The sequence below is a fragment of the Acinetobacter sp. YH01019 genome (assembly GCF_013420285.1).
GTDB lineage: Bacteria > Pseudomonadota > Gammaproteobacteria > Pseudomonadales > Moraxellaceae > Acinetobacter > Acinetobacter gandensis.
Genome location: NZ_VOYM01000002.1, coordinates 48911 through 72219 on the forward strand (window position 1 = coordinate 48911; position 23309 = coordinate 72219).

The window sequence follows — 23309 nt, forward strand, 5'->3', positions numbered from 1 at the left end:
ATGATTAGTTTAGAATTTTTACTTGCCTCTGCCATTGGGCTTTTAACTGCAACAGGCGTATATCTTATTCTTCGTGCGCGTACATTTCCCGTGGTGCTCGGACTTGCCATGATTGGCTATGCTGTAAATTTGTTCTTATTTGTGATGGGACGAATCACCGTGAATGCGCCAGCCGTTTTGACCGAAACAACCAAAGCAACCGACCCTTTACCACAAGCATTGGTATTAACCGCAATCGTAATTGGTTTTGCCACTACCGCCTTTATTGTACAGCTTGCGTTACGCAGTCGTTATGAAACTGGAACAGACCACGTTGATTCAAAAGAAGAAATACCGCAGATCGACCCACGGGAGGATGAGCCTTAATGACTAATCTCATCCAATTTTGGACTACACATAGCCCCATTTTTAGTATTCTAATTCCTGCATTCACTGCATTTATTTTGGTGTTATTGGGCAATCCAGGTTCCGGCTCTTTGGCACACGATTGGCGTCAACCTTGGCGTCGTGGTATTAGCTATGTTTCTGGATTACTCGGTCTGATCACGGCTATTAGTTACCTCGTCATTGCTGAGTCTGATCAAGTCTTGGTTTATAACCTGAGTGAATGGGCTGCACCATTTGGCATCGTGCTGGTACTAGATCGATTATCGGCATTTATGTTGGTACTAACCTACACACTGGCTGTACCAGTGATGTGGTTTGCCAGCAAAGAATGGGATGAACGTGGACGTTATTTCCATGCCATGTGCCATTTTCTTTTGATGGGTCTCTGCGGTGCATTCTTAACAGGCGATTTATTTAACCTGTTTGTATTTTTTGAAATTTTACTGATGGCTTCCTATGTCCTTTTGCTGCATGGACAAGGCAAAGCACGCTTTCAGTTAGGCATTCATTACGTCACCATTAACTTATTTGCTTCTGCCCTGTTCTTGATTGGCCTCGGCATGATTTATGGCAGTGTTGGCAGTTTGAATATGGCCGATGTTGCACGATTAATGCCGCTGCTTGAATCAGATCAACATCGATTGGCCGTAGCAGGCGCACTGCTGCTATTTATCGTATTCGGTATTAAAGCAGCCATGCTTCCTGTCGGTCTGTGGTTACCAAAAACTTATGCTGTTGCTACAACCCCTGTAGCCGCACTGTTTACCATCATGACCAAAGTCGGCATTTACGCCATTATTCGTGTTAACGGTACTGTGTTCGATGATGCTTTAAGTCGTGAAATTTTACAGCGATGGTTATTACCAATTGGTTTAATTACATCACTGTATGGTGCTTATGGCGCCATCGGTACAGATCGTTTACGTCGCTTTGTCGGCTTTATGATTTTGTCTTCAGTCGGTACTATTTTAGTGGCGGTATCACTATTCAATACGGATGCATGGGCTGCCGGTCTATATTATTTAATTCACAGTACCGTGATTGCTGCGGCATTTTATATTTTATCCGGCTGGATTACCTCGCAACGCGGTGAATTTAAAGATCACTTTAAAATTGCACCACGAATGAAACAACATAATGCTGTTGCAATGTGCTATTTCATTATTGCTCTGATGATGGCGGGCCTACCGCCATTTAGTGGCTTCCTAGGCAAAGTATTTATCTTGCAAGCAACAGCAAATTCACCGTACCAAATCATCATTATTCTGTGTATTTTATTGGTAAGCCTATTAAGCATTATGGCTTTCACACGTGTTGGTTTCGTTTTATTTTGGCGCGCAACCCGCCCCGAAGAAGATGAAAATACTGAGGAATATCAACGCTACCAAGCTTTACCAAATCGAGCACCGTTACGTAATGATAAGACCATTTATTTACTCTTAGCTGGTCTGATTGCCTATATGGTCTTTGCTACACCGATTTATGACTACACCCAAAAGACCGCACAGCAAATTCAAAACAATGCATTGTATGAAGATTTGTTATTGAAAAAAGATGAACAAGGCGAAGTCATTAGTGTTCAACCTTATGATCCTGAAAATTTACCTGAAACCAAGTATGGCGGTGAATCAGCGGATCCAAATGCGCACTTAATCCCTGTGTTAATCTCACCAGAAACATTAAAAGGTGAACATCTTTCTGAGTACAAACAACGTCAGATTTTGGAACAAGATGCGGAAGAACAACAACCTGACGATACTCAACTAAAACCAATGGAGGCACCTTAATATGGCTAAAATTTCTGTGCTGAATCGATGGTTCCCCCATCCCTTGGTTTCAGTGATGGTTGGTGCGAGCTGGGTCATGTTAGCGCATAGCTTAGATGCCGCTACAATATGTATGGCTTTACTCTTAGCTGTGGTTATTCCACGTTTAGTGCGCCCTTTCATTGATCACACACCAAATATTAATTGGTTGGCTGCCAGCAAATTATTTTTTGTGGTGTTGTGGGATATTATTGTCAGCAATATTCATGTAGCGAAATTGGTGCTTGGGCCGACAAATAAACTTCATCCAAAATGGTTTCGCGTTCCTTTAGATACCCAACACGAAGAAGTCAACTCTTTACTAGCGATGATTATTACCACTACACCTGGCACTGTTTCTGCGGGGATTGACCAAGACCGTGGTGACATCCTTGTCCACGCTTTGAGTACCGATGATCCTGATGCTGAAATTCAAACCATTAAAGCCCGTTATGAGCAACCTTTGATCCAAATTTTTGGTGTCGACACCGGAGAATCCGCATGACCTTTTTACCTTATGCTCTCGGCATCTGTATGGTTGCAATAACGATCTCTATGTTGCTGTGCTTAATTCGACTGGTGATGGGTCCCTCTATCGTCGACCGTCTTTTGGCATTGGATACTCTCTTTTTAAATGCAACCTGTTTAATTGTCATCCTCGGTATTTACTGGGCCAGCACATCTATGTTTGAAGGTGCATTACTTGTAGCTATGCTTGGTTTCGTTTCAACTGCTGCGTTGGCTCGTTACTTTACCACTGGCCATGTCATCGACTAGGAGCACGCGAATATGCAATTGATTATGGAAATTATCGTATCTATCTTTTTGATTATTGGTGCGTTCTTTATGTTAGTCGGCGGTATTGGTATGGTTCGTTTGCCCGACTTATTCATGCGTCTACATGCACCCACTAAGTCGAGTACGCTTGGACTAGGTAGCTTCTTAATTGCTGCAATTATTTATGCTGCGTTTCAAGGACGTTTCGGCTTTGCTGAACTGTTGATTACTCTTTTTGCATTTATCACTGCACCAGTATCTGCAAATCTTATAGCACAAGCAGCGTTGCATTTACGTTTACGTTCTTTAAGTGGTGATGCACCTGAAGCCTTAAATCGTCCTTTACCATGGCAACGTACACGACGACGCGCTTTCCATCAAAAAGCCAACTCAAAACCTGATGATCTAGCATAAGACCAGATCATATTTTTTTTGATAAATAAATTCATTAATCTTCGTGATGAAGATTTGAACAGCTTATTCTTTTACATGCGCTCTAAGTTTCTTGATAAATTGAATAATTCAGTCACCTATTTTAAATGATGATCTTCAACATCAATGTCCTAGCTTATACATTTTAAAACGAATACAGCAACAAAAAAGCCACCCGAAGGTGGCTTTTTTAACATTCAGAAATCTGAATTATTCATCATCTTTTTTTGCGTCTTCAGCTGGAGGTAGATCCTTCACAGCTTCAGCAATTAGACCAAACATGTAGTTGCCATAAGCATTTGTTTTGTCGTAATGGAAACGCAAACGCGGCGTAATACGTGTCTTAATGCGATGACCAAGTTCATGGCGTAAGAAACCAGATGCTTTATTCAAAACATCTAAAGTTTCTTTGTTTGCCGTTTCACTTTGTTCATCACCTAATTCACGACCCATCACGGTTACATAAACTTCGGCATATCCTAAGTCTGGGCTCACCTTCACAGCAGAGATGGTCACAAGACCACCTAAGCGTGGATCTTTCAGCTCCTGACGGATCAGTTCTGACAACTCACGTTGTACTGTATCCGCCATACGCTTCAGACGTTGACTACCCGCCATTAAAGACTCCGTTTAATTAATTGAACATCGTACACTTCGATCTTATCTTGTGCTTTGATGTCTTTATAACCTTTCACCGCAAGACCACATTCCATACCGGCACGAACTTCTTCAACCACTTCTTTATAGCGACGAAGAGATTCAAGCTCACCTTGGAATACAACCACGTCATCACGTAATACGCGAATCGGTTTATTACGGTGTAATGTACCTTCAAGTACCATACAACCAGCAGCAGCGCCGAATTTACTTGAGTGGAACACTTCACGTACTTCAGCAACACCCAGAATCGTTTCACGATGTTCTGGTGCTAATTTACCACTCATCGCGGCTTTCACGTCATCAATCAATTGATAGATGATTGAGTAGTAACGAATGTCAATGCTATCTGCATCTGCTTTTTGACGCGCAGCGTTGTCCGCACGAACGTTAAAACCAAGCAGAACTGCTTCAGAAGATTCAGCAAGTGTTACATCAGACTCAGTGATTGCACCTACGCCTGAACCAATAATACGTACTTTAACTTCGTCAGTCGCAAGTTCAGCAAGTGCCACGTGTAGTGCTTCTAATGTACCGCGTACGTCAGTCTTCAGAACCACGTTCACAATAGGCACATCTTTCTTGCCCATAGACGCCATGATATTTTCAAGACGCATTGCAGATTGACGCTCAAGACGTTTTTGACGTTCACGATCCATACGCGCATCGGCAACTTCACGTGCTTTTTTCTCGTCGCTTACAACAAGAACTTCGTCACCAGCCATAGGTGCTTCTGGAAGACCTAAGATTTCTACTGGAATCGAAGGACCTGCAGATTTAATACGTTGACCGTTTTCATCTGTCATCGCACGAACGCGACCATAAGATGCACCAGCAAGGACTAAATCACCCACTTTCAATGTACCGTTTTGTACAAGGATTGATGTAACCGCACCACGACTGTTATCAACACGTGCTTCAATAACAACACCTTGTGCTGCACCTTCTTCAGATGCTTTCAACTCAAGCATTTCAGCTTGGATTGAAATCAAATCAAGAAGTTCATCAATACCTTGACCAGAGTGAGCAGAAACTTTCGCTACAGGAACGTCACCACCCCATTCTTCAGGTACGATTTGCTTAGCAGTCAATTCGTTCAATACGCGATCTGGATCAGCAGATTCTTTATCCATCTTGTTGATAGCAACAATGATAGGTGTACCCGCTGCACGCGCATGATCAATTGCTTCAGCAGTCTGTGGCATTACACCATCATCCGCTGCAACAACTAGAACAACGATATCAGTTGCTTTCGCACCACGTGAACGCATTGCAGTAAATGCTGCGTGTCCCGGAGTATCTAGGAAAGTAATGATACCTTTGTCCGTTGTAACGTGGTAAGCACCGATATGCTGTGTAATACCACCTGCTTCGCCTTGTGCCACTTTAGCACGACGAATACGGTCAAGAAGCGATGTCTTACCATGGTCAACGTGACCCATGATTGTAACCACTGGCGCACGTGTAGATTGAGCACCACGCGCTTCTTCAGCAGCTTCAAGTAAGTTATCTTCTGCTTGTGTATCAGATACAAGAACTGGGTTATGACCCATTTCTTCTACGATTAATGCAGCAATTTCTTGGTCAATCGCTTGGTTCTGAGTAACCAATTCACCCATTTTCATCAGTGATTTGATAACTTCACGAACTTTAACCGCCATTTTCGCAGCTAAGTCAGCAACAACAATTGTTTCACCAATTTCAACATCATAAACTTGTTTTTTAACTGGTTTTTCAAAGCCATGCTTGTTCGCTTGACTTGTTTTCAAACCACGTTTATGTGAGTTATCACGGAAAGATTGCTCTTCACCACGACGACTGCCTTTTTTCGGTGAGCGTGAATTGTTAGTGTTTGTACCACGTTTAATTTCACGGTCTTCTTTCGCAAATGAATCTTCATATGCCTGACCTACAAGGCCTGCAGCAAGCGGAGAATCATCTACAACACGAATGGTTGCAGTTGAATCTTCAGAAGAATACTTAGATGCCATTTGACGCATTTGCTCAAGCGTACGTTGCTGTGCTTCTTCAGCAGATTTACGACGTGCAGCTTCTTCTACAGCTTTTAACTGAGCAGCTTGCGCTTCACGTGCTTTTTTCTGCTCTAAAGTTTCAACAGGCTTGGTAATTGGTTTGTTGTTTGACTTACGTTTAACAACAACTGCAGCTTTAGGCGTTTCCTGTTTCGCGTGTTCTTGCTTCGCAGCAGCACGCATTGCTTCTAAAGCTTGTTTAGCTTTAGATACAGGTTGTTTCACTTCTTCAGCTTTCGCAGCAGGTTTTTGCTCAACTTGTGCACGGGCAGTTTGTTCAGCTTGTGCTTTCGCTAATGCTTCAGCTTTGATCTGTTCAGGATCTGGCTTAACGAATGTATGCTTTTTACGCACTTCTACATTAATCGTTTTTGCCTTACCCGATGTACTCGCAACTTTAGCAGTACTGGTAGTTTTACGTTTCAACGTGATTTGTCCTGCATTGCCCGCATCCTGACCATGAACTTTTTTCAAATGGTTAACGAGGGCATTTTGTTGTTCAGTGGAGATAATATCGTCAGGTTTACTTTGCGGTAAACCTGCATCACGAACCTGTTCCAGTAGCTTCTCAACTGGACGACCCACGCTAAGAGCTAACTCATTTATCGACTTGTCCGTCATATATTACCTCCTAGTTAAACCATGATTCGCGCGCTTTCATAATGAGTTGACCTGCTTTCTCAGCACCCAAACCTTCAATATCAGAGATATCGTCAGTTGCCTGATCTGCAAGATCATCTACAGTTATCACACCACGAGCGGCTAGCGCATATGCGATTTCTTTTGTCACACCTTCCATCGCAGCAAGCTCAGCGCTTGGCTCTTGGATGTTTTCCTGTTGTTGTAGTGCATCAGCCAATGCAATTTCTTTCGCACGACCTTGAAGCATTTCAACAGTTTCAGCATCTAACTCGATTTCGTCGAATGTTTCCGCAGGAACATAAGCAATTTCTTCAAGTGATGTGAAGCCCATTTCAACCAATGCAATCGCCAAGTCTTCCGCAATATCAAGACGAGACACAAACATATCTAAATATTGTTGTGCTTCGTTTTGTTGACGTGCGTGATACTCATCTTCAAGCATCATATTGAGCTTATAACCAGTCAACTCAGACGCTAAACGTACGTTTTGACCTTGTGAGCCAATCGCACGAGCAAGCTGATCACTCGTTGCGAAGATAATATCAGCTGTACGCTCTTCTTCATCGATCACAATGCCTGATACATCTGCTGGCTCTAAAGCACTTGCGATATATTGAGCTGGATCATCAGACCATACAACAACATCAATACGCTCACCATTTAACTCTGATTGAACAGCTTGGATACGTGTACCACGCATACCAATACATGCACCTACAGGATCAATACGGTGATCGTTTGTTTTCACAGCGATTTTAGCACGAACGCCAGGTTGGCGTGCAGCAGCCTTAATCTCAATGATTTCTTCAGCAATTTCAGGAATTTCTTTCTTCATCAATGCAATTAGCATTTCTGGTTTAGAACGAGAAAGTAATAGCTGAGCGCCACGGCCTTCACGGTTTACGTTAAACAAAATCGCATTTACACGTTGTTTAGGGCGTAAAATTTCTTTTGCGATCATTTCTTCACGCGCAAGATAAGCTTCAGCATTGTCACCTAAGTCGATAATGAAACCGTCTTTAGTTTGCTTTTTCACTTCACCGTAAATTAATTCGCCCACTTTAGATTCGTAAGCATCAGCAATTAACGCACGTTCTGCTTCACGAATTTTTTGAACGATTACTTGTTTTGCAATTTGTGCAGCAATACGACCGAAGTCAATTGACTCAACTTCAAGTTCACGAATATCACCAATTGCCCATTTTGCAGGATCTACATCAGAGATCGCATCTTGGCATGCTGGCATTTCGTGATCTTCATCGGCAACCACTTCCCATTGACGGAAAGTACTGTAATCACCAGTTTTACGATCGATTTCTACACGTAGACGAGCTTCTTCCGAGTGAGTACCCTCGTAGAATTTCTTCTTAGTCGCTGCAACTAAAGCTTGTTCAAGTGCTTCAAAAATTGCATCACGACTTACACCTTTTTCGTTACTAACCGTTTCTACTACGGTAAGAATTTCACGAGCCATAAGTCACCTATTCGTTCAGATTCTTTTTTATTGAATTAATCTTGGTAGATCAAATTTGCTTTATCGATGTTGTGACTGTCGATTTCCAATACTTGCTCTTTTTCTACTTCCACTTGAATCATTTCATTTTCAAGATCGACAGATACAAGTTTTGCTTGGAATTTACGACGATTTTCCACTGCACTAATCAGACGAAGCGCAACTTGTTGACCAATATACGCTGTCATTTGTTCCAATTTGAAAAATTGACGATCCCAGCCAGGTGAAGACACTTCAAGTGCATATTCACCCGAAATTGGGTCATGCACATCAAGCATTGCACCCACTTGCTGAGTTACACGTACACAGTCTTGCACACCAATACCACGACCCTGCTCCACTTCACCGTCTTCATTTAAGACAGGCTCAGTGGTTTCAGCATCTTCGCGGTCGATGTAAATACGTAATAGAGAACGTTTACCTTGAGGCTGAAAATCAATCCCCCAAAGATCCACATTACATGCTTGCACAGCTGGGGCAATTAAGTCCTGAAGTGCTTGAGTTTTATTTGATAGCTTCATTTACTCTCGTCAAATTTGCGCGATTCGATGGTCGAGATGACCACTACTGACCGATGAAAACTATAGTAGTAGTGAAACATGACGGTTTGACCAAAATACTGTCGACACTACACGATAGCCAATAAAAAAGGGCGTAATCGCCCCATTATTACACAGAAAACCAAAGCCCACTGTGCAAAAAGGCCCACCTAGTTGTGAGCCTCTTTTTAGAAACTTGGTAGCGGGAGCTGGATTTGAACCAACGACCTTCGGGTTATGAGCCCGACGAGCTACCAGACTGCTCCATCCCGCATCAACATGCAAAAATTATATACAATTCATTCGCCATTTTCAATCTAAAACAAGCTAAATGATTGCTCCACTGAGTTGCATCTCAGAGGATTGGTAGCGGGAGCTGGATTTGAACCAACGACCTTCGGGTTATGAGCCCGACGAGCTACCAGACTGCTCCATCCCGCATCAATATCACAATAATTTTCAGTTTAAAAACTGCTTATATAGATTGTGACTATATAAGAATGGTAGCGGGAGCTGGATTTGAACCAACGACCTTCGGGTTATGAGCCCGACGAGCTACCAGACTGCTCCATCCCGCAACAACATCACAATAATCTTCAGTTAAAAACTGCTTATATAGATTGTGACTATATAAGATTGGTAGCGGGGGCTGGATTTGAACCAACGACCTTCGGGTTATGAGCCCGACGAGCTACCAGACTGCTCCACCCCGCAACAACAAAAACAAATAGTTCTCTCAGCTTTAAAAGCTGCCCATTAAAAAGTTTGCGTCTTTAAAATAGAATTGATTGGTAGCGGGAGCTGGATTTGAACCAACGACCTTCGGGTTATGAGCCCGACGAGCTACCAGACTGCTCCATCCCGCATCAACAGAGTTCGCTGCATACACCAACTTATATTCTGGATTCATAAGTTGGTGCGGAAGGGGGGACTTGAACCCCCACGCCCGAAAGCACTACCACCTCAAGGTAGCGTGTCTACCAATTCCACCACCACCGCAGCTGTGACGCATTCTAGTCGCAACACGTCAAAAAAGAAAGGTCTAAATAAATTATTCAGAACTTTTTGGTGCAGTTGGCGAAGTTTCAGCCACTTTTGCAGGCGCAGTTGGTGCTGAAGAAATCGCATTTAAGCTATATGCATCGGTGGTTTGTTTTTTTGCAAACACCGCAAGCGTTAGACTGGTCACAAAGAAAAGTGCCGTCAAAATCGCAGTCAAACGGGTCATAAAATTACCCGAACCTGATGCACCAAACACAGTCGCAGCACCGCCACCACCAAAAGATGCACCTGCATCTGCGCCTTTACCATGCTGAACTAAAATCAGCACGATCATTAATACAGCTAAGATAATATGTACCACCAGCACAAACGTATGCATGCTGAACTCCTAATTATTTTGTATTTGCAAATGCTTGAGCAATTTTATAAAAAGACTCAGCATTGAGTGATGCACCGCCGACCAGTGCACCATTGATATCTGGACAGGCTGCCAACTCTACTGCATTTTCAGGCTTAACACTACCACCGTATAAAATTGCCATATTTTGGCCTTCTGCGGTGATTTGGCTTAAACCTTGACGAATTTTTGCGTGCATTGCTTGAGCATCTTCAGGAGAAGCTGTCTTCCCCGTTCCAATCGCCCAAATAGGCTCATAAGCAACCACAATATTTTTCCATTGCTCTGCATTTACTACTGCAGCAATATCACAAATTTGTTGCAAGACCACTTGCTCTGCCTGCCCAGCTTCACGCTGCTCAAGACTTTCACCCACGCAGTAAATGACAGTTAGCCCTGCATTTAAAGCATTTTTTACTTTTTCATTCAATATTTGCGGTTGTTCAGCGAATATTTCACGGCGCTCAGAATGACCTACCAGTACAAAGTCAATCGCATTGTCTTTTAACAATTCAGCACTGATCTCGCCTGTATATGCGCCTGTGCCTGCAACCCGTGAAACATCTTGCGCAACTGTCAAAATAGTACGATTTGCCTGTTGCAGCGAATCACGCACAGCCGTCAATGCAATCGCCACTGGTGCAATACCAATATGACAATTTTCTTCTGCAATATTTTGATTATTCAATAATTGTTTAAAATTTTGAAGAAGCGCGCTGGCATCGGCCTGCATTGGGTTCATTTTCCAGTTACCAACAACCCAAGGCGTAATCGTCGAACCCGACATATCTATCCCACATAACAAAGATGAAATCGGGCACATTCTACACGTAAATCATTTTTTTGAAGATAATTTTCCATATTTTTAGCGTCACATTTGCGCTAAGTGACTTAAGCCATTCATCATTTCTGTAAAATAATTAGGCTGATTTAAGGACTGGTTCATGCTTTTAACCAATTCTTAGCTAGTGACAACACTTTCAGATATGGTATTTTTATGCAACAAAAGTATAATTTTACTATACCAATTATAAACAGACTGACGCATAGGCACACAAAAGCATGACTGCAGTTCAAGGTTCACCAAGATTTACGGGGTTTGTTCGTCGCTTAGTTGATGAGGGACATCTATCGGCTGAAAAAATGCAGGCTGCATTGCAAAATGCAAAAAAAGCCAAGCAAGATATCGTGCCACATTTGATTCATGAATATCAGCTTTCTCCCCGCACAATCGCCGAAACCATTTCAATGGAGTTCGGTGAACCTGTTTTTGATATTTCAACCTATGACACCGCTTTGATTATTCGTGATGAGTTTGAAGACAAACTAGACTTCCTTCATAAATCATTTTTTAACCAATTTAATTGTTTATCTTTCACCCAATCTAAATTGTATATGCCAGCAAGTAAATTAAACCGCAGGTTTAATCGTTTACGACGATTTCTATATACACAAGATAAAATCTTAAAACATTTCATCCTTCCAAATACATGCTCTACTTGAATTCGTCTACGACCAATCTCTTTATTTAACTTTTTTAATTCAGAATCTAGTTTTTCAGTTTTCTTTGCTTTAGATGGCATGAGGCATCCAAAACCCAATTTCTTTATCCCTAAATAACCCTTATCAACGATAAAAAAGGGCTTAAATTTTAATTTCCTCATGCTTTTTTTAAATATTTTAAAATCATGCATGCTTCCATGACTTCCACATACACTCAGTATTTCACCTGTTGTATAGTGCATAGATAGCTGAAATTTAAAGGTATGTCGCTTTTTTTTACCGCTATACCATTTCTTCTGTTTTTTTTGGACGTTGAACTAATATTTCAGTGGCATCAATCACAACAACTTCCCAATCCACTTCATCTCGATTAGGAAGTTGTTTTGGCAAGTTGAATTTTCCAGAACGGATTAAGGTATCTTCAATAACACGTGTGATACGAATTGCACTCGTTTCAGATACACCGTAACTCATACCAAGATGGAAAAATGTTCGATATTCTCTCCAATATTCTATACATAAGAGCAAACGATCTTCCAACGGTAATTTATGCGGTCGTCCTTTACCAATATGATAAGGTAACTGCTTATTTAGCTCGGCCAACATGAGGTTAAATGTAGCCCAACTAACACCGGTAAGCCTACGAAACTTAACGTCTGATAATTTTTGAATATCTTTGAATTTCATCCAAGGATTATCCCTTGAATTAAATAATTTTGCTGATTACTTTAAGATCAAATAAATTGTACGTTTTTTGATTTATGACGGAAGTCTACTGATTACCAAGCATCGTATTTTACCGATTTTCAAACATGGCAACCTGCTATTTGTTGCAATCAGCAATCCAACCAATGTAGAAGCAGTAGATGCTATTCGCTTCGGCAGCAAGCTGAATACTGAAACCATTATTGTTGAGCATGACAAACTCGAAAAGTTAATCGAGCAAAATTTTGCTGAAGAAAGTACCTTTGATTTTGATGATGATTTTGATCTTGATTTAGAACAAGACATGGCTGATCCATCTGAATCAAATGAAGAAGAAGCAACAGGTGATGAAGCGCCAATTGTTAAATACATTAATAAACTATTGGTTGATGCGATTCGTATGGGCGCATCAGATTTGCATTTCGAACCGTATGAAAAAACCTATCGGGTACGTTATCGTGTCGACGGGGTACTTCGTACCATCACCAATCCCCCTCTTCAACTTGCAACACGCTTGGCATCACGTTTAAAAGTGATGTCGCAAATGGACATTTCAGAAAAGCGTGTCCCGCAAGATGGTCGTATTAAACTCAAACTATCAAAAAGTAAAGCAATTGACTTCCGTGTTAACTCACTACCGACTCTATTTGGTGAAAAACTCGTATTACGTATTTTAGATCCATCCAGCGCCATGCTCGGCATTGATGCACTGGGTTATGAACCGGATCAAAAAGAATTGTTTATGCAGGCACTGGATAAACCGCAAGGGATGTTGCTGATCACCGGCCCAACAGGTTCCGGTAAAACCGTTTCACTTTATACCGGCTTAAATATTTTAAACCGTGAAGATACCAATATTTCAACTGCCGAAGACCCTGTCGAAATTAACTTAGAAGGTATTAACCAAGTTAACGTCAACAATAAAGTCGGGCTAACGTTCTCTGCCGCATTAAAGTCATTCCTGCGTCAGGATCCAGATATTGTGATGGTCGGTGAGATTCGTGACTTAGAAACTGCCGAAATTGCCATTAAAGCAGCACAAACCGGCCATATGGTGATGTCTACGCTACATACCAATAGTGCTCCAGAGACACTGACACGCCTTAGAAATATGGGTGTGCCGTCATTTAATATTGCAACATCTGTCAATTTGGTGATTGCACAGCGTCTTGCACGACGCCTTTGTAGCCAATGTAAAGTACCCGTAGATATTCCAAAGCAAAGTTTATTAGAACTTGGCTTTACTGAAGATGATTTAGCGAATCCAGATTTAAAAATTTATCAACCCGTTGGTTGCTCTGAATGCCGCGAAGGCTATAAAGGTCGAGTCGGTATTTATGAAGTGATGAAGGTCACACCTGAAATTTCAAAAATTATTATGGAAGACGGAAATGCATTGCAAATTTTCGAAGCTTCTAACAAAGCCGGTTTTAACAATTTACGCCGTTCAGGCTTAATTAAGGTTATGCAGGGGGTGACTTCACTTCAAGAAGTCAATCGTGTAACCAGTGAGTAAGTGAATTAGTATTTAAAAATAAGGATAAATTCATGGCTGTAAAAAAAGCGCAGATGATGCCAACCTTCAGTTATGAAGGTGTAGATCGCAAAGGGGCAAAAATTAAAGGGGAATTGCCTTCTCGCAACATGGCTTTGGCTAAAGTGACCTTACGTAAGCAAGGTATTACCATTCGAACCATTCGGGAAAAGCGTAAAAACATTCTTGAAGGTTTGATGAAGAAAAAAGTCTCAACTTTAGATATTACCGTCTTCACTCGCCAACTTGCGACCATGATGAAAGCAGGTGTTCCACTGGTTCAAGGTTTTGAAATTGTTGCGGAAGGCTTAGAAAATCCAGCAATGCGTGAAGTTGTGCTCGGCATCAAAGGTGAGGTCGAGGGGGGGAATACCTTTGCGGGTGCGCTGCGAAAATATCCTCAATATTTTGACAATTTATTTTGCTCTTTGGTTGAATCCGGTGAACAATCGGGTGCTTTAGAAACCATGTTAGATCGTGTAGCGATTTATAAAGAAAAAAGTGAATTGCTCAAGCAAAAAATTAAGAAAGCCATGAAATATCCTGCTGCAGTCATTGTTGTAGCAGTGATTGTCACTATCATTTTGATGGTTAAGGTTGTACCAGTATTCCAAGATCTTTTTAGTTCATTTGGTGCAGATCTTCCTGCTTTTACCAAAATGGTCGTCAACATGTCAGAATGGATGCAGAAATATTGGTTCTTTCTGATCATCGGTATTGGTGCGGTCATCGCGGGCTTTATGGAAACAAAAAAACGCAGCAAAGCCTTCCGTGACTTCTTAGATAAAGCAGCACTCAAAGCCCCTATTTTTGGTGATTTAGTTTATAAGGCGATTATCGCTCGTTATAGCCGTACATTAGCGACTACTTTTGCTGCAGGTGTACCACTCATTGATGCGCTGGAATCTACAGCAGGTGCAACTAACAATGTCGTATACGAGACTGCAGTCATGAAAATTCGTGAAGATGTCGCAACTGGCCAACAACTTCAATTTGCCATGCGTGTTACGGATAAATTTCCATCAATGGCCATTCAAATGGTCGCAATTGGTGAGGAATCTGGTGCTCTCGATGCTATGCTCGATAAAGTTGCAACGCATTATGAAAATGAAGTAGATAACGCCGTTGATGGTCTTACATCAATGATGGAACCATTAATTATGGCGGTACTCGGTGTGCTTGTTGGTGGCCTTGTGATTGCAATGTATCTTCCAATCTTCCAAATGGGTTCTGTGGTTTAATGCAAGAATTAATAACTTACCTCATCAACACCCCAATTGCGCTGTATATCGCGGTTGGGCTTTTTAGTCTTTGTATTGGTAGTTTCCTCAATGTAGTGATCTACCGTACACCTAAAATGATGGAACAAGAGTGGCGTACTGATTGCCAACTTTTCCTTCACCCAGAACAACCAATCATTGATGAAAATAAAATCACGCTAAGTAAGCCCAATTCGACTTGTCCAAAATGTCAGACACCGATTCATTGGTATCAAAATATTCCTGTCATTAGTTGGCTCGTCCTTCGTGGAAAATGCGGTGATTGTCATAATCCAATTAGCATCCGCTATCCACTCATTGAGTTATTAACAGCCATTTGTGGTATCACTGTTGTCGCTGTATTTGGACCAACCTTACAGATGTTATTTGGTCTAGTATTAACGTATGTTCTAATTGCACTCACATTTATCGATTTTGACACTCAATTACTCCCTGACCGTTATACACTACCACTTGCTGCACTCGGTTTAGGTATTAATAGCTACGCAATCTATACCTCTCCAACTTCATCAATTTGGGGCTATATTATTGGCTTTTTATGTCTTTGGATTGTTTACTACCTGTTTAAAATTATTACTGGTAAAGAAGGCATGGGCTACGGTGATTTTAAGTTGCTAGCAGCTCTTGGGGCATGGATGGGACCGTTTTTACTTCCACTGATTGTCTTGCTCTCCTCGCTTGTTGGTGCCATTATCGGGATCATTCTCTTGAAAGTCCGTAAAGAAAATCAGCCATTCGCCTTTGGCCCCTATATTGCCATTGCGGGTTGGATTGCTTTTCTTTGGGGTGATCAAATTATGAAAATCTATTTAGGCCAATAAGGTAAAACGATGACTTTTATTCTGGGATTAACAGGTGGGATTGGCAGCGGTAAGTCAGCTGCCAGCCAATGGTTCGAAGCCCAGAATATTGTTGTTGTAGATGCAGATATAGTGGCACGTGAAGTTGTTGAAGTCGGACAGCCTGCTCTAGTCCAAATTCGACACATCTTTGGTGATTGGGTAATTCTTGAAAATGGAGCACTGAATCGTTCTGCATTACGCGAGCATATCTTTAAAGATCCGTCTGCCCGGCAAAAACTTGAGGAAATTACCCATCCTGCAATTCGCACTGCAATTATTGAACAATTAGCAGCAGCACAAAGTGCGTATGTGATTTTGGTATCGCCACTCCTGTTTGAAACAAATCAACATGAATTAACTGATCACATACTGCTCATTGATGCCACTGAAGAATTACAAATTCAGCGCGCGTCCAATCGTGATGGACAAAGTGTTGAACAGATTAAAAAAATTATTCAAGTTCAAATGCCACGCGAGCAAAAAATTCAGCATGCCAATGACGTGGTATTGAATGATGGTCATTTAGAGCATCTCTATGCTCAACTGCGACCATTACATCTTAAGTATTTAGCTCAGGCTGAAATCCACTGATATAAAAAAGCAGTCTCAATCAGACTGCTTTTTTTGTTGCTGTAGTTGCTTCTCTAAAGTATCTTGCCGGCCCAACCATTTCCATGGTTGTATTGCACCAATACCCATCCCGAGCAAACCACAAATAATAGCCACGCTCAAAGGCTCATCCAGTAAAGGCACTGCCAAAACTGCTGCGATAAAAGGCGCCAAAGTCACAATACTTCCTGCCTTAAATGCACCCAATCGCTTAATCGCTTCGACATAAGTTAATGTTGCGATGATTACCACAAAAATACCGTGGAAAACGACCTGACCAATCAGTTGCATCGGCTCAGGATCAGACCAATGTTTCGGGAAAAATAGCAAATAGATGGGCACAAAAATAATAGCGGACCAGATCGCCACACCAGACATTGCATGCCATGCCGATAGTTTCCACTGCTTTAACAGTACGGTAAATATCCCCCACCAGATTGCACTGATGAAAAATAGCAAATCACCTAAACCAAAAGCTACACCTGATTCCATATACATCAGATAACTCATAACACCAATGGAACTCAGCATAATCGAGACGCTGATCCAAGTATGTTTATCTAGTGGCTGTCTAAAGATAAGAAAAGCCGCAAAGGCTGTACATAATGGAATACAACCATTGAGAAAAATGGCAGCATGTGCAGCTGGTGCATAATGAAATGCGCTATAGGCAGTCAAACAATATGTCACCCCGCCAATCATTGCCAAGATAAACGGCTCTTTTTTCCATAAAAAAGCCGTATCTTTTTTATAAATTAATATCGGCATCAGGATGCAAAAGGCTAGAGCAAACCGCAGCGCGGTAATATCCCAAGCACTAATGCCCCAATTGGCACTTAAACGTGCCGTTAAGGTAAACCCACCCCAAATACACATCGTAATCAGGACATACAGGTAACCTTGCTTTTGGGGAGACATATTAAGTTTCTATCGAGTATTCATTAAAGATTTCGTTGGCGACATGCTTCGTACAATGCCATACCGGTTGCGACACTCACATTCAAACTTTGTAGATTGCCCGCCATTGGAATGTAAACAGTTTGATCACATTGGCTTTGGGTAATTGGACGTAGTCCAGTATCTTCCGCGCCCATTACCACACAAATACCTGTGTCTTTAAAATCAAACTGTTGAATTGGGAGTGCTTTTTCATCCAACATCGTACCAACAACACGCACATTAAATTCTTCTTTCATGTGTCCTAAAGTACGTGCCAAATTCGTAACCTGAATGAACTTCACTTTCTCAGCGCCACCTGCAGCAACTTTACGTGCAGTCGGCGTTAAAGTTGCTGAGCGATCACGAGGCGCAATCACTGCTTCCACACCCATTGCCGCTGCTGTACGAATACACGCACCTAAGTTATGTGGGTCGGTAATATGATCCAATGCCAGAAGTAAAGCATTTGGTTTGGCTTGAAGTAAGCTATCTAAATCCTTTTCATTTAATACAGGATGCGGGCGAACCGCAGCCACTACGCCTTGATGAAAGGGTTGACCTGCTAATTTTTCTAAGCTGTCACGACTGGCTTTTTGAATAGATACGCCAAAAGGTTCAGCCAATTCAAAAATACGTTGTAAACGCTGATCTTCACGACCTTTTAAAGCAAACAAAGTTAAAACACGTTCTGGCTCGAGTTCCAGTAATGACTCCACTGCATGAACGCCATAAAAATATTCCGGTTTTGCCATGAACGACCTCTAAATTTGCAAACTTCAATCTAACTGAGCTACAGAGTGGATAACCCTCTGAACTTACATATATCCAAAAAGAAAAATCCTGCAAAGCAAGCTTTACAGGATTTATGCTTGAACAGTAGTTTAACCGATTCAGGTTAAAAAAACTGTGTCTAAATCAGTGTAGTGATTAACCTTCTAAATGGCATACATAATCAAGCACTTCATCAGTTTCAATTTTAAAACGGCTGTTGCCAGGGACATAGAAAGATTGACCCGCACGGAACAATTCGCTTTCTTCGCTATCCGCAATTTGAACACGGCATTCACCTGAAATGATTTCCATACGTTCAGGCACATGTGTTTCAAATGTCAAAGCTTGTTCAGTTGGAAGTAAAACACCCAGTGTTTTTTTTGTTCCATCTTCAAATTGCACAGTATGGCTGATGCATAGACCGCCAAAATAAACATTTGATTTCTTAATTACCGATACATGATCAAACTGAGCTGACATGCGTTTTCTCCAGATAAAGCATATTTATAATATTTTGATGGATGTAGTTTAATTGTGCTGCAACAACTAATCAATCTGTGTTTGATGAAGCGTGAATCAATATTTTCTATAAACTCATCCTTGAACCAACAGCATGAATTTCAGGGTCAAAGCAATTGATTTTTCGAAAGTCTAAATCAACTCCCCCTTAGCTGACAAATGCATTTTCAGGGATCATCCACTAAAGTTGCAGAGCATTTTTGTGTATTAAATTTAAATAAAAACCAACCATTAAAAAACCTTTTATCATTACCCAATATTAAAATTGAACAACCAATAAAATCTTTACAGATCTCATTTTAATAAATACTGAACGAACAATTAATTAGCACCATTAAGCACATGGCTATTTTTATCCAGCCTCATTTCAATTTAATGAAAAGGATCGAAGCCCAATCCCCAATTCGCTTTAGCCCGATTCCTTCAAAATATGAAAAAAAATTTAGCCATGCAGTCCATCACTCAAATGCTACAAAATACATCGTTAAAAAAAAATTGTATTTAACTGAATGACGCTCTAGCACATTGAAGTTATATTTTTATCATCATTTTCAGATAGAATATGACTGTTTTAGTTCATCAAAAAATAAAACTGATCTTGTGACAAAAACAAATTCTGACTATCTTTAACCTACACTTTTCGCAGCTTGGATGCGTTTATGCTGACACACTTAACTCTGATCAATTTTGCTTTAGCCGACCATTTAGCCATTGATATCGAAAAAGGTTTTAATGTTCTAACCGGTGAAACAGGTGCAGGTAAATCACTTCTACTCGATGCACTGTCAGCATGTTTAGGTGAACGTACCGATACCAATTATGTACGTTTCGGATCAGAAAAAGCCGATGTCACAGCTACTTTTAGCTATCAAGACAATAGTGCTGAGGCGATCTGGTTAAAAGAACATGAACTGGATGATGAATCAGGTGAAATCCATTTACGCCGTGTGATTTTTGCTACAGGACGTAGTAAAGCATGGATTAATGGCCGACCAAGCAGCCTATCTGAATTAAAAGAAATTGGCCGTCTTTTGGTGCAATTATATAGCCAACATAGTCAGCAGCAGTTACTAGAACCGCCCTATCCAAAGCATTGGCTAGACCGTTATTACAACCTATATGAACCTGCACAAAATGTGCGTGATGCATATAGTAAATGGCAAAAAGATATTCGTCAGCATCAAGCTGCCTTAGATGCACAAGCGACACGTAAACAGCGCATTGAAACGCTTGAATTACAACTCGAAGAACTTGAAGACACAGTTCAGCAAGATTACAAAGAAATTGAACAAGAATTTGATCGCCTCAGCCATCATGAACATATCATGCAAGATTGTTCATATAGCTTAAATGCGCTAGATGAAGCAGAACAAAATATCAATCAGGAAGTTTCTTCCATTTTACGTCGTCTCGAATCACATGCAGGACGAAGTGACCAACTTTCAGAAATTCATGCTTCACTGCTGAATGCACAAAGTGAGATGGAAGATGCCACAGCAAATTTACGTCAATTCATGGATCGTCAAAGTTTCGACCCTGAGCGTATGGAAGAATTGAACACTCAACTTGAAGGTTTCCATCGCCTAGCACGTAAATATCGTACCCAGCCAGAAGATTTAAAAGCCGAGTACGAACAGTGGCAAACCGAGCTTGAACAATTACATCAATTGGAAGATCCTGAAACCCTTGCAGAACAAGTCGAAGTTTCACATCAAGACTTTTTAGCCAAAGCACAGCATTTGGATAATATTCGCCGTGAAGGTTCAACTTCGCTCGCGAAACAACTCACTGAGCAAGTCAAACAACTTGCGCTACCTGAAGCCCATTTTGAATTTAAATTTGAGCCTTTAGAGCAAGCATCCAGTGAAGGTCTAAGTTTCATACAATTATTATTTACTGCCAACAAAGGGATTCCTGCACAGCCCTTGGCACGTGTTGCCTCAGGTGGTGAATTGTCTCGTATTGCATTGGTCATGCAAGTGATGAATGCTGAGAAAACCGATTCAGAAGTTTTAGTCTTTGATGAAATTGATGTCGGGATCAGTGGTGGTACAGCAGAAATCGTTGGCCGTCTCTTAGCTGATCTTGCTCAACATGTGCAAATTTTATGTATTACTCACCAGGCCCAAGTTGCAGCGCAATCTGATCAACATCTGTTGGTGAAAAAACGTCAGACAGACCCAGCTAGCAGTACAATTGTGGACTTGGAAGAAGAACAGCGCATTCTAGAATTAGCACGCATGACAGGCGGTGTCGAAATAAGCGATACCACATTGCAACACGCCAAGCACTTACGTCAATTAAAGTTTCAACACAGTTAATATTTTAATGATTTTAAAAAGCCTTGTTCAAGTATGAACGAGGCTTTTTATAGACGAAGTTTTCTAATTAAATAAAAAATACTTTTTTATTTAACAATACCTTGATAAACGAATCCTTTTGAACCCAAGCTATAGCGCAAATAACGATGCTGTGGTTGTAGCTTCTGATTTAACAGCATTACATCAACCTGCTTAGCAGCAACTTTTATATAATTTTGCTGATTATTACGCTCTTGATCATAACGACAATCGTAATCAACGGATATTTCATGCAAATTCTTTTGCTTGGTGTTGAATACATAGGATTTGAGTAATTGCTTCGGGCCAATTTCTACTGCTCTTAAATGATGTACACCGGTACAACTATCGCCTTTATAGTAGCTTCGCACCAAATAAACAGTTTTATTTTGAACACGTACTGGCTGTATTTGATTGATATAACCTGATTCAAATTCATCTAAGTGCTGAGTTTTAGCGGTAGCATATTGTACATAATTACTCCACTCACCCATCGTTCCACCACCCGAAACATCAAAACTATAAAATTTCAGTTTTTTGTCAGGTGAATACTGGATATGCACATAGCCTTGTTTTTCTAACTGGGCAAAATTATGTTTAAAGCTACTTGGATCATTGGCAATGAGTCTGACTACGGCCTGTTCAATATCAGTATTCACTTCATAAAAATTAGATTTTTGAAATTGTTGAATGACTTTAGACTCTTGCTTTTGTAGTGTCGCAAGATCAGCAAAGGATGCATTTGAGATACAACCCAAAAAACATAAAACGATCATTTTATGACTTATTTTCATTTAATCACCCTAATCTCTAAACATACATATCGTTTGCTTAAAGACTATTTTAGCAACTCAGCTCGAATGGATTATGCAGGGTTATGATGTAAATACGTATCTGAATATCGCCATTTCACTGCCCAATTCATCATTTTTACTCAGATAAAACCAGCCTATCCGGTGATAAATTCTATCTTTCTTTGCAAAATCATTTGGTGAATACGTATTTCTCTTGTAAGTTGAAAGCATCAAGTAAAACAATACTTGGCTCCACCAAGAATAAAAGGAGAATGCCCCTGGTGACAAAACAATACCTGACGCATCGCTGCCTAATTGCTCCGCCAGACATGAGCGACGATTTTTTTGCCAATACCGTGATCTACCTTGCGCGTCATGACGAAGATGGTGCTCAAGGTATAATTATTAACCGTCCATCTGGCTTGCAAATTAAAGAACTCTTGAATGATCTCGAAATTGAGGCGGATAATGTGCGACCTCATGAAGTGTTGCAAGGTGGCCCTTTACGCCCAGAAGCAGGTTTTGTTCTTCACACCGGTCAACCGACTTGGCATTCATCGATCGCAATTGGTGAAAATGTTTGTATAACCACATCCAAAGATATTTTAGATGCAATTGCCCACAATGAAGGTGTTGGTCGTTATCAAGTAGCGTTAGGCTATGCCAGTTGGGGTAAAAACCAGCTTGAAGAAGAGATCACTCGTGGTGATTGGCTCATTTGCGACTCAGATATGGATTTAATTTTTAACTTACCTTATGACGACCGTTGGGATGCCGCCTATAAAAAAATGGGGGTTGACCGTATGTGGTTATCGTCTGAGATTGGACATGCCTGAAACAGCAACGCATCAAATGATTATGGCCTTCGACTTTGGCACACAGAAAACAGGGATGGCAGTAGGACAAGCACTGATTGAAAGCGCCAATCCACTTCCGCTCTTCCCGATGAAAGATGGTATTCCTAATTGGGATAACTTGCTTAAAATTGTGAAGCAATATCAACCCGATTTGTTCATTATTGGCCTACCTCTCAATATGGATGACAGTGAATCTGAACTTTCAACGCGGGCACGTAAATTCGCGCGCCGTTTACGTCATCAGACCAATATTGAAACCCTAATGGTAGATGAACGATTAACTACACGTGAAGCACGGGACGAATTGGGACACTACCAAGCGCAAGGTCGCGGTAAAAATATTTCAGCCGACAGTATCGCAGCTGCGTTATTTATAGAAAGTTGGTATCGCAATCCAGTTGGGGTAAAACCTTAAGCTGAAAAAAGCATTAAC

Annotated in this window: 22 protein-coding genes, 6 tRNA genes and 3 pseudogenes; 13 read left to right on the forward strand and 18 right to left on the reverse strand. The window is 41.1% G+C overall.

Annotation, left to right across the window (positions count from 1 at the left end):
- From FTT84_RS01535 to FTT84_RS01555, 5 genes are read left to right on the forward strand one after another with little or no spacing between them, the layout of a single operon-like run.
- Positions 1-366 (forward strand): Na+/H+ antiporter subunit C, encoded by a 366-nt coding sequence (locus FTT84_RS01535; RefSeq protein ID WP_067763051.1) that lies wholly within the window; start codon positions 1-3, stop codon positions 364-366.
- Positions 366-2174 carry a monovalent cation/H+ antiporter subunit D gene (locus tag FTT84_RS01540; RefSeq protein ID WP_180056214.1) on the forward strand — a complete coding sequence of 603 codons (1809 nt, stop codon included), beginning with the start codon at positions 366-368 and terminating at the stop codon, positions 2172-2174. The genes FTT84_RS01535 and FTT84_RS01540 overlap by 1 nt, the downstream gene beginning before the upstream one ends.
- Position 2175: 1 nt before the next feature.
- On the forward strand, positions 2176-2697 hold the full coding sequence (locus tag FTT84_RS01545; protein ID WP_180056213.1) for a Na+/H+ antiporter subunit E: 522 nt from the start codon (positions 2176-2178) through the stop codon (positions 2695-2697).
- Positions 2694-2969, forward strand: coding sequence for a monovalent cation/H+ antiporter subunit F (locus tag FTT84_RS01550; protein WP_067763056.1), 276 nt, complete (start codon positions 2694-2696; stop codon positions 2967-2969). The genes FTT84_RS01545 and FTT84_RS01550 overlap by 4 nt, the downstream gene beginning before the upstream one ends.
- A 12-nt stretch (positions 2970-2981) precedes the next feature.
- Positions 2982-3383, forward strand: coding sequence for a Na+/H+ antiporter subunit G (locus tag FTT84_RS01555; protein ID WP_067763057.1), 402 nt, complete (start codon positions 2982-2984; stop codon positions 3381-3383).
- A 228-nt stretch (positions 3384-3611) separates the two neighbouring features.
- Here the strand turns inward: FTT84_RS01555 and FTT84_RS01560 are convergent, their stop codons facing one another.
- The 12 genes from FTT84_RS01560 to tpiA form a co-directional block, all read right to left on the reverse strand.
- Positions 3612-4019 carry a ribosome-binding factor A gene (locus FTT84_RS01560; RefSeq protein WP_067763059.1) on the reverse strand — a complete coding sequence of 136 codons (408 nt, stop codon included), beginning with the start codon at positions 4017-4019 and terminating at the stop codon, positions 3612-3614.
- Entirely contained in the window at positions 4019-6712 is a 2694-nt protein-coding gene (gene infB, locus FTT84_RS01565; protein ID WP_067763061.1) for a translation initiation factor IF-2, read from the reverse strand. Before infB ends, FTT84_RS01560 begins: the two co-directional genes overlap by 1 nt.
- Before the next feature lie 10 nt (positions 6713-6722).
- Positions 6723-8207 carry a transcription termination factor NusA gene (gene nusA / locus FTT84_RS01570; RefSeq protein WP_180056212.1) on the reverse strand — a complete coding sequence of 495 codons (1485 nt, stop codon included), beginning with the start codon at positions 8205-8207 and terminating at the stop codon, positions 6723-6725.
- Positions 8208-8242: 35 nt separating this feature from the next.
- Positions 8243-8767, reverse strand: a complete 525-nt coding sequence (rimP, locus tag FTT84_RS01575; RefSeq protein WP_180056211.1) for a ribosome maturation factor RimP — start codon at positions 8765-8767, stop codon at positions 8243-8245.
- A 215-nt stretch (positions 8768-8982) separates the two neighbouring features.
- A tRNA-Met gene (locus FTT84_RS01580) sits at positions 8983-9059 on the reverse strand.
- 90 nt (positions 9060-9149) lie between these two features.
- Positions 9150-9226: transfer RNA gene (locus FTT84_RS01585), tRNA-Met, on the reverse strand.
- Between the two features lie 60 nt (positions 9227-9286).
- Positions 9287-9363, reverse strand: a tRNA-Met gene (locus FTT84_RS01590).
- Positions 9364-9422: 59 nt separating this feature from the next.
- Positions 9423-9499, reverse strand: a tRNA-Met gene (locus FTT84_RS01595).
- 75 nt (positions 9500-9574) lie between these two features.
- Positions 9575-9651, reverse strand: a tRNA-Met gene (locus tag FTT84_RS01600).
- A gap of 48 nt (positions 9652-9699) precedes the next feature.
- Positions 9700-9784, reverse strand: a tRNA-Leu gene (locus FTT84_RS01605).
- 52 nt (positions 9785-9836) lie between these two features.
- Positions 9837-10166, reverse strand: coding sequence for a preprotein translocase subunit SecG (secG, locus tag FTT84_RS01610; protein WP_067763070.1), 330 nt, complete (start codon positions 10164-10166; stop codon positions 9837-9839).
- Positions 10167-10179: 13 nt separating this feature from the next.
- Positions 10180-10971 carry a triose-phosphate isomerase gene (gene tpiA / locus FTT84_RS01615; protein ID WP_180056210.1) on the reverse strand — a complete coding sequence of 264 codons (792 nt, stop codon included), beginning with the start codon at positions 10969-10971 and terminating at the stop codon, positions 10180-10182.
- A 275-nt stretch (positions 10972-11246) separates the two neighbouring features.
- Here tpiA and FTT84_RS18170 point away from each other — a divergent pair.
- Positions 11247-11528, forward strand: a pseudogene (locus FTT84_RS18170) (type IV-A pilus assembly ATPase PilB); the annotation flags it as partial.
- Here FTT84_RS18170 and FTT84_RS01620 read toward each other — a convergent pair.
- Together FTT84_RS01620 and FTT84_RS01625 are read right to left on the reverse strand one after the other, a co-directional pair.
- Positions 11522-11932: pseudogene (locus FTT84_RS01620) on the reverse strand (transposase family protein); the annotation flags it as partial. The pseudogenes FTT84_RS18170 and FTT84_RS01620 overlap by 7 nt on opposite strands.
- A gap of 37 nt (positions 11933-11969) precedes the next feature.
- Complete coding sequence (locus tag FTT84_RS01625; RefSeq protein ID WP_180056209.1) at positions 11970-12374, reverse strand: transposase family protein; 405 nt, start codon at positions 12372-12374, stop codon at positions 11970-11972.
- Between the two features lie 88 nt (positions 12375-12462).
- On the opposite strand from FTT84_RS01625, the pseudogene pilB reads away from it, so the two are divergent.
- From pilB to coaE, 4 genes and pseudogenes are all read left to right on the forward strand, one after another.
- Positions 12463-13908 (forward strand): annotated as a pseudogene (gene pilB / locus FTT84_RS01630) (type IV-A pilus assembly ATPase PilB); the annotation flags it as partial.
- Positions 13909-13940: 32 nt separating this feature from the next.
- Entirely contained in the window at positions 13941-15167 is a 1227-nt protein-coding gene (locus FTT84_RS01635) for a type II secretion system F family protein (RefSeq protein ID WP_180056208.1), read from the forward strand.
- A complete protein-coding gene (locus FTT84_RS01640; RefSeq protein WP_180056207.1) occupies positions 15167-16027 on the forward strand; it encodes an A24 family peptidase in 861 nt (286 codons plus the stop codon). The genes FTT84_RS01635 and FTT84_RS01640 overlap by 1 nt, the downstream gene beginning before the upstream one ends.
- Before the next feature lie 9 nt (positions 16028-16036).
- Positions 16037-16639, forward strand: coding sequence for a dephospho-CoA kinase (gene coaE / locus FTT84_RS01645; RefSeq protein ID WP_180056206.1), 603 nt, complete (start codon positions 16037-16039; stop codon positions 16637-16639).
- A gap of 15 nt (positions 16640-16654) precedes the next feature.
- On the opposite strand, the gene FTT84_RS01650 is transcribed toward coaE, so the two are convergent.
- The 3 genes from FTT84_RS01650 to FTT84_RS01660 all read right to left on the reverse strand — a co-directional run bounded on the left by FTT84_RS01650 (position 16655) and on the right by FTT84_RS01660 (position 18847).
- Entirely contained in the window at positions 16655-17575 is a 921-nt protein-coding gene (locus tag FTT84_RS01650; protein WP_180056205.1) for a DMT family transporter, read from the reverse strand.
- Positions 17576-17598: 23 nt separating this feature from the next.
- Positions 17599-18348, reverse strand: a complete 750-nt coding sequence (rlmB, locus tag FTT84_RS01655; RefSeq protein WP_067763084.1) for a 23S rRNA (guanosine(2251)-2'-O)-methyltransferase RlmB — start codon at positions 18346-18348, stop codon at positions 17599-17601.
- Positions 18349-18523: 175 nt separating this feature from the next.
- Positions 18524-18847 carry a pyrimidine/purine nucleoside phosphorylase gene (locus FTT84_RS01660; protein ID WP_067763086.1) on the reverse strand — a complete coding sequence of 108 codons (324 nt, stop codon included), beginning with the start codon at positions 18845-18847 and terminating at the stop codon, positions 18524-18526.
- 698 nt (positions 18848-19545) lie between these two features.
- On the opposite strand from FTT84_RS01660, the gene recN reads away from it, so the two are divergent.
- Complete coding sequence (recN, locus tag FTT84_RS01665) at positions 19546-21207, forward strand: DNA repair protein RecN (protein ID WP_180056204.1); 1662 nt, start codon at positions 19546-19548, stop codon at positions 21205-21207.
- Between the two features lie 86 nt (positions 21208-21293).
- Here recN and FTT84_RS01670 read toward each other — a convergent pair whose 3' ends face one another.
- On the reverse strand, positions 21294-22019 hold the full coding sequence (locus FTT84_RS01670) for a hypothetical protein (protein WP_180079717.1): 726 nt from the start codon (positions 22017-22019) through the stop codon (positions 21294-21296).
- 281 nt (positions 22020-22300) lie between these two features.
- On the opposite strand from FTT84_RS01670, the gene FTT84_RS01675 reads away from it, so the two are divergent.
- Both FTT84_RS01675 and ruvX read left to right on the forward strand, forming a co-directional pair.
- Complete coding sequence (locus FTT84_RS01675; RefSeq protein WP_067763263.1) at positions 22301-22855, forward strand: YqgE/AlgH family protein; 555 nt, start codon at positions 22301-22303, stop codon at positions 22853-22855.
- The gene (gene ruvX, locus FTT84_RS01680) at positions 22848-23291 is read left to right on the forward strand and encodes a Holliday junction resolvase RuvX (RefSeq protein WP_067763090.1); all 444 of its coding nucleotides are present in this window, start codon (positions 22848-22850) and stop codon (positions 23289-23291) included. The genes FTT84_RS01675 and ruvX overlap by 8 nt, the downstream gene beginning before the upstream one ends.
- Positions 23292-23309 lie beyond the last annotated feature (18 nt).

Coding starts and splice junctions, on each gene's coding strand:
- FTT84_RS01535 (WP_067763051.1), top strand. CDS start 1: ATGATTAGTTTAGAATTTTTACTTGCCTCTGCCATTGGGCTTTTAACT.
- FTT84_RS01540 (WP_180056214.1), top strand. CDS start 366: ATGACTAATCTCATCCAATTTTGGACTACACATAGCCCCATTTTTAGT.
- FTT84_RS01545 (WP_180056213.1), top strand. CDS start 2,176: ATGGCTAAAATTTCTGTGCTGAATCGATGGTTCCCCCATCCCTTGGTT.
- FTT84_RS01550 (WP_067763056.1), top strand. CDS start 2,694: ATGACCTTTTTACCTTATGCTCTCGGCATCTGTATGGTTGCAATAACG.
- FTT84_RS01555 (WP_067763057.1), top strand. CDS start 2,982: ATGCAATTGATTATGGAAATTATCGTATCTATCTTTTTGATTATTGGT.
- FTT84_RS01560 (WP_067763059.1), bottom strand. CDS start 4,019: ATGGCGGGTAGTCAACGTCTGAAGCGTATGGCGGATACAGTACAACGT.
- infB (WP_067763061.1), bottom strand. CDS start 6,712: ATGACGGACAAGTCGATAAATGAGTTAGCTCTTAGCGTGGGTCGTCCA.
- nusA (WP_180056212.1), bottom strand. CDS start 8,207: ATGGCTCGTGAAATTCTTACCGTAGTAGAAACGGTTAGTAACGAAAAA.
- rimP (WP_180056211.1), bottom strand. CDS start 8,767: ATGAAGCTATCAAATAAAACTCAAGCACTTCAGGACTTAATTGCCCCA.
- secG (WP_067763070.1), bottom strand. CDS start 10,166: ATGCATACGTTTGTGCTGGTGGTACATATTATCTTAGCTGTATTAATG.
- tpiA (WP_180056210.1), bottom strand. CDS start 10,971: ATGTCGGGTTCGACGATTACGCCTTGGGTTGTTGGTAACTGGAAAATG.
- FTT84_RS01625 (WP_180056209.1), bottom strand. CDS start 12,374: ATGAAATTCAAAGATATTCAAAAATTATCAGACGTTAAGTTTCGTAGG.
- FTT84_RS01635 (WP_180056208.1), top strand. CDS start 13,941: ATGGCTGTAAAAAAAGCGCAGATGATGCCAACCTTCAGTTATGAAGGT.
- FTT84_RS01640 (WP_180056207.1), top strand. CDS start 15,167: ATGCAAGAATTAATAACTTACCTCATCAACACCCCAATTGCGCTGTAT.
- coaE (WP_180056206.1), top strand. CDS start 16,037: ATGACTTTTATTCTGGGATTAACAGGTGGGATTGGCAGCGGTAAGTCA.
- FTT84_RS01650 (WP_180056205.1), bottom strand. CDS start 17,575: ATGTCTCCCCAAAAGCAAGGTTACCTGTATGTCCTGATTACGATGTGT.
- rlmB (WP_067763084.1), bottom strand. CDS start 18,348: ATGGCAAAACCGGAATATTTTTATGGCGTTCATGCAGTGGAGTCATTA.
- FTT84_RS01660 (WP_067763086.1), bottom strand. CDS start 18,847: ATGTCAGCTCAGTTTGATCATGTATCGGTAATTAAGAAATCAAATGTT.
- recN (WP_180056204.1), top strand. CDS start 19,546: ATGCTGACACACTTAACTCTGATCAATTTTGCTTTAGCCGACCATTTA.
- FTT84_RS01670 (WP_180079717.1), bottom strand. CDS start 22,019: ATGAAAATAAGTCATAAAATGATCGTTTTATGTTTTTTGGGTTGTATC.
- ruvX (WP_067763090.1), top strand. CDS start 22,848: ATGCCTGAAACAGCAACGCATCAAATGATTATGGCCTTCGACTTTGGC.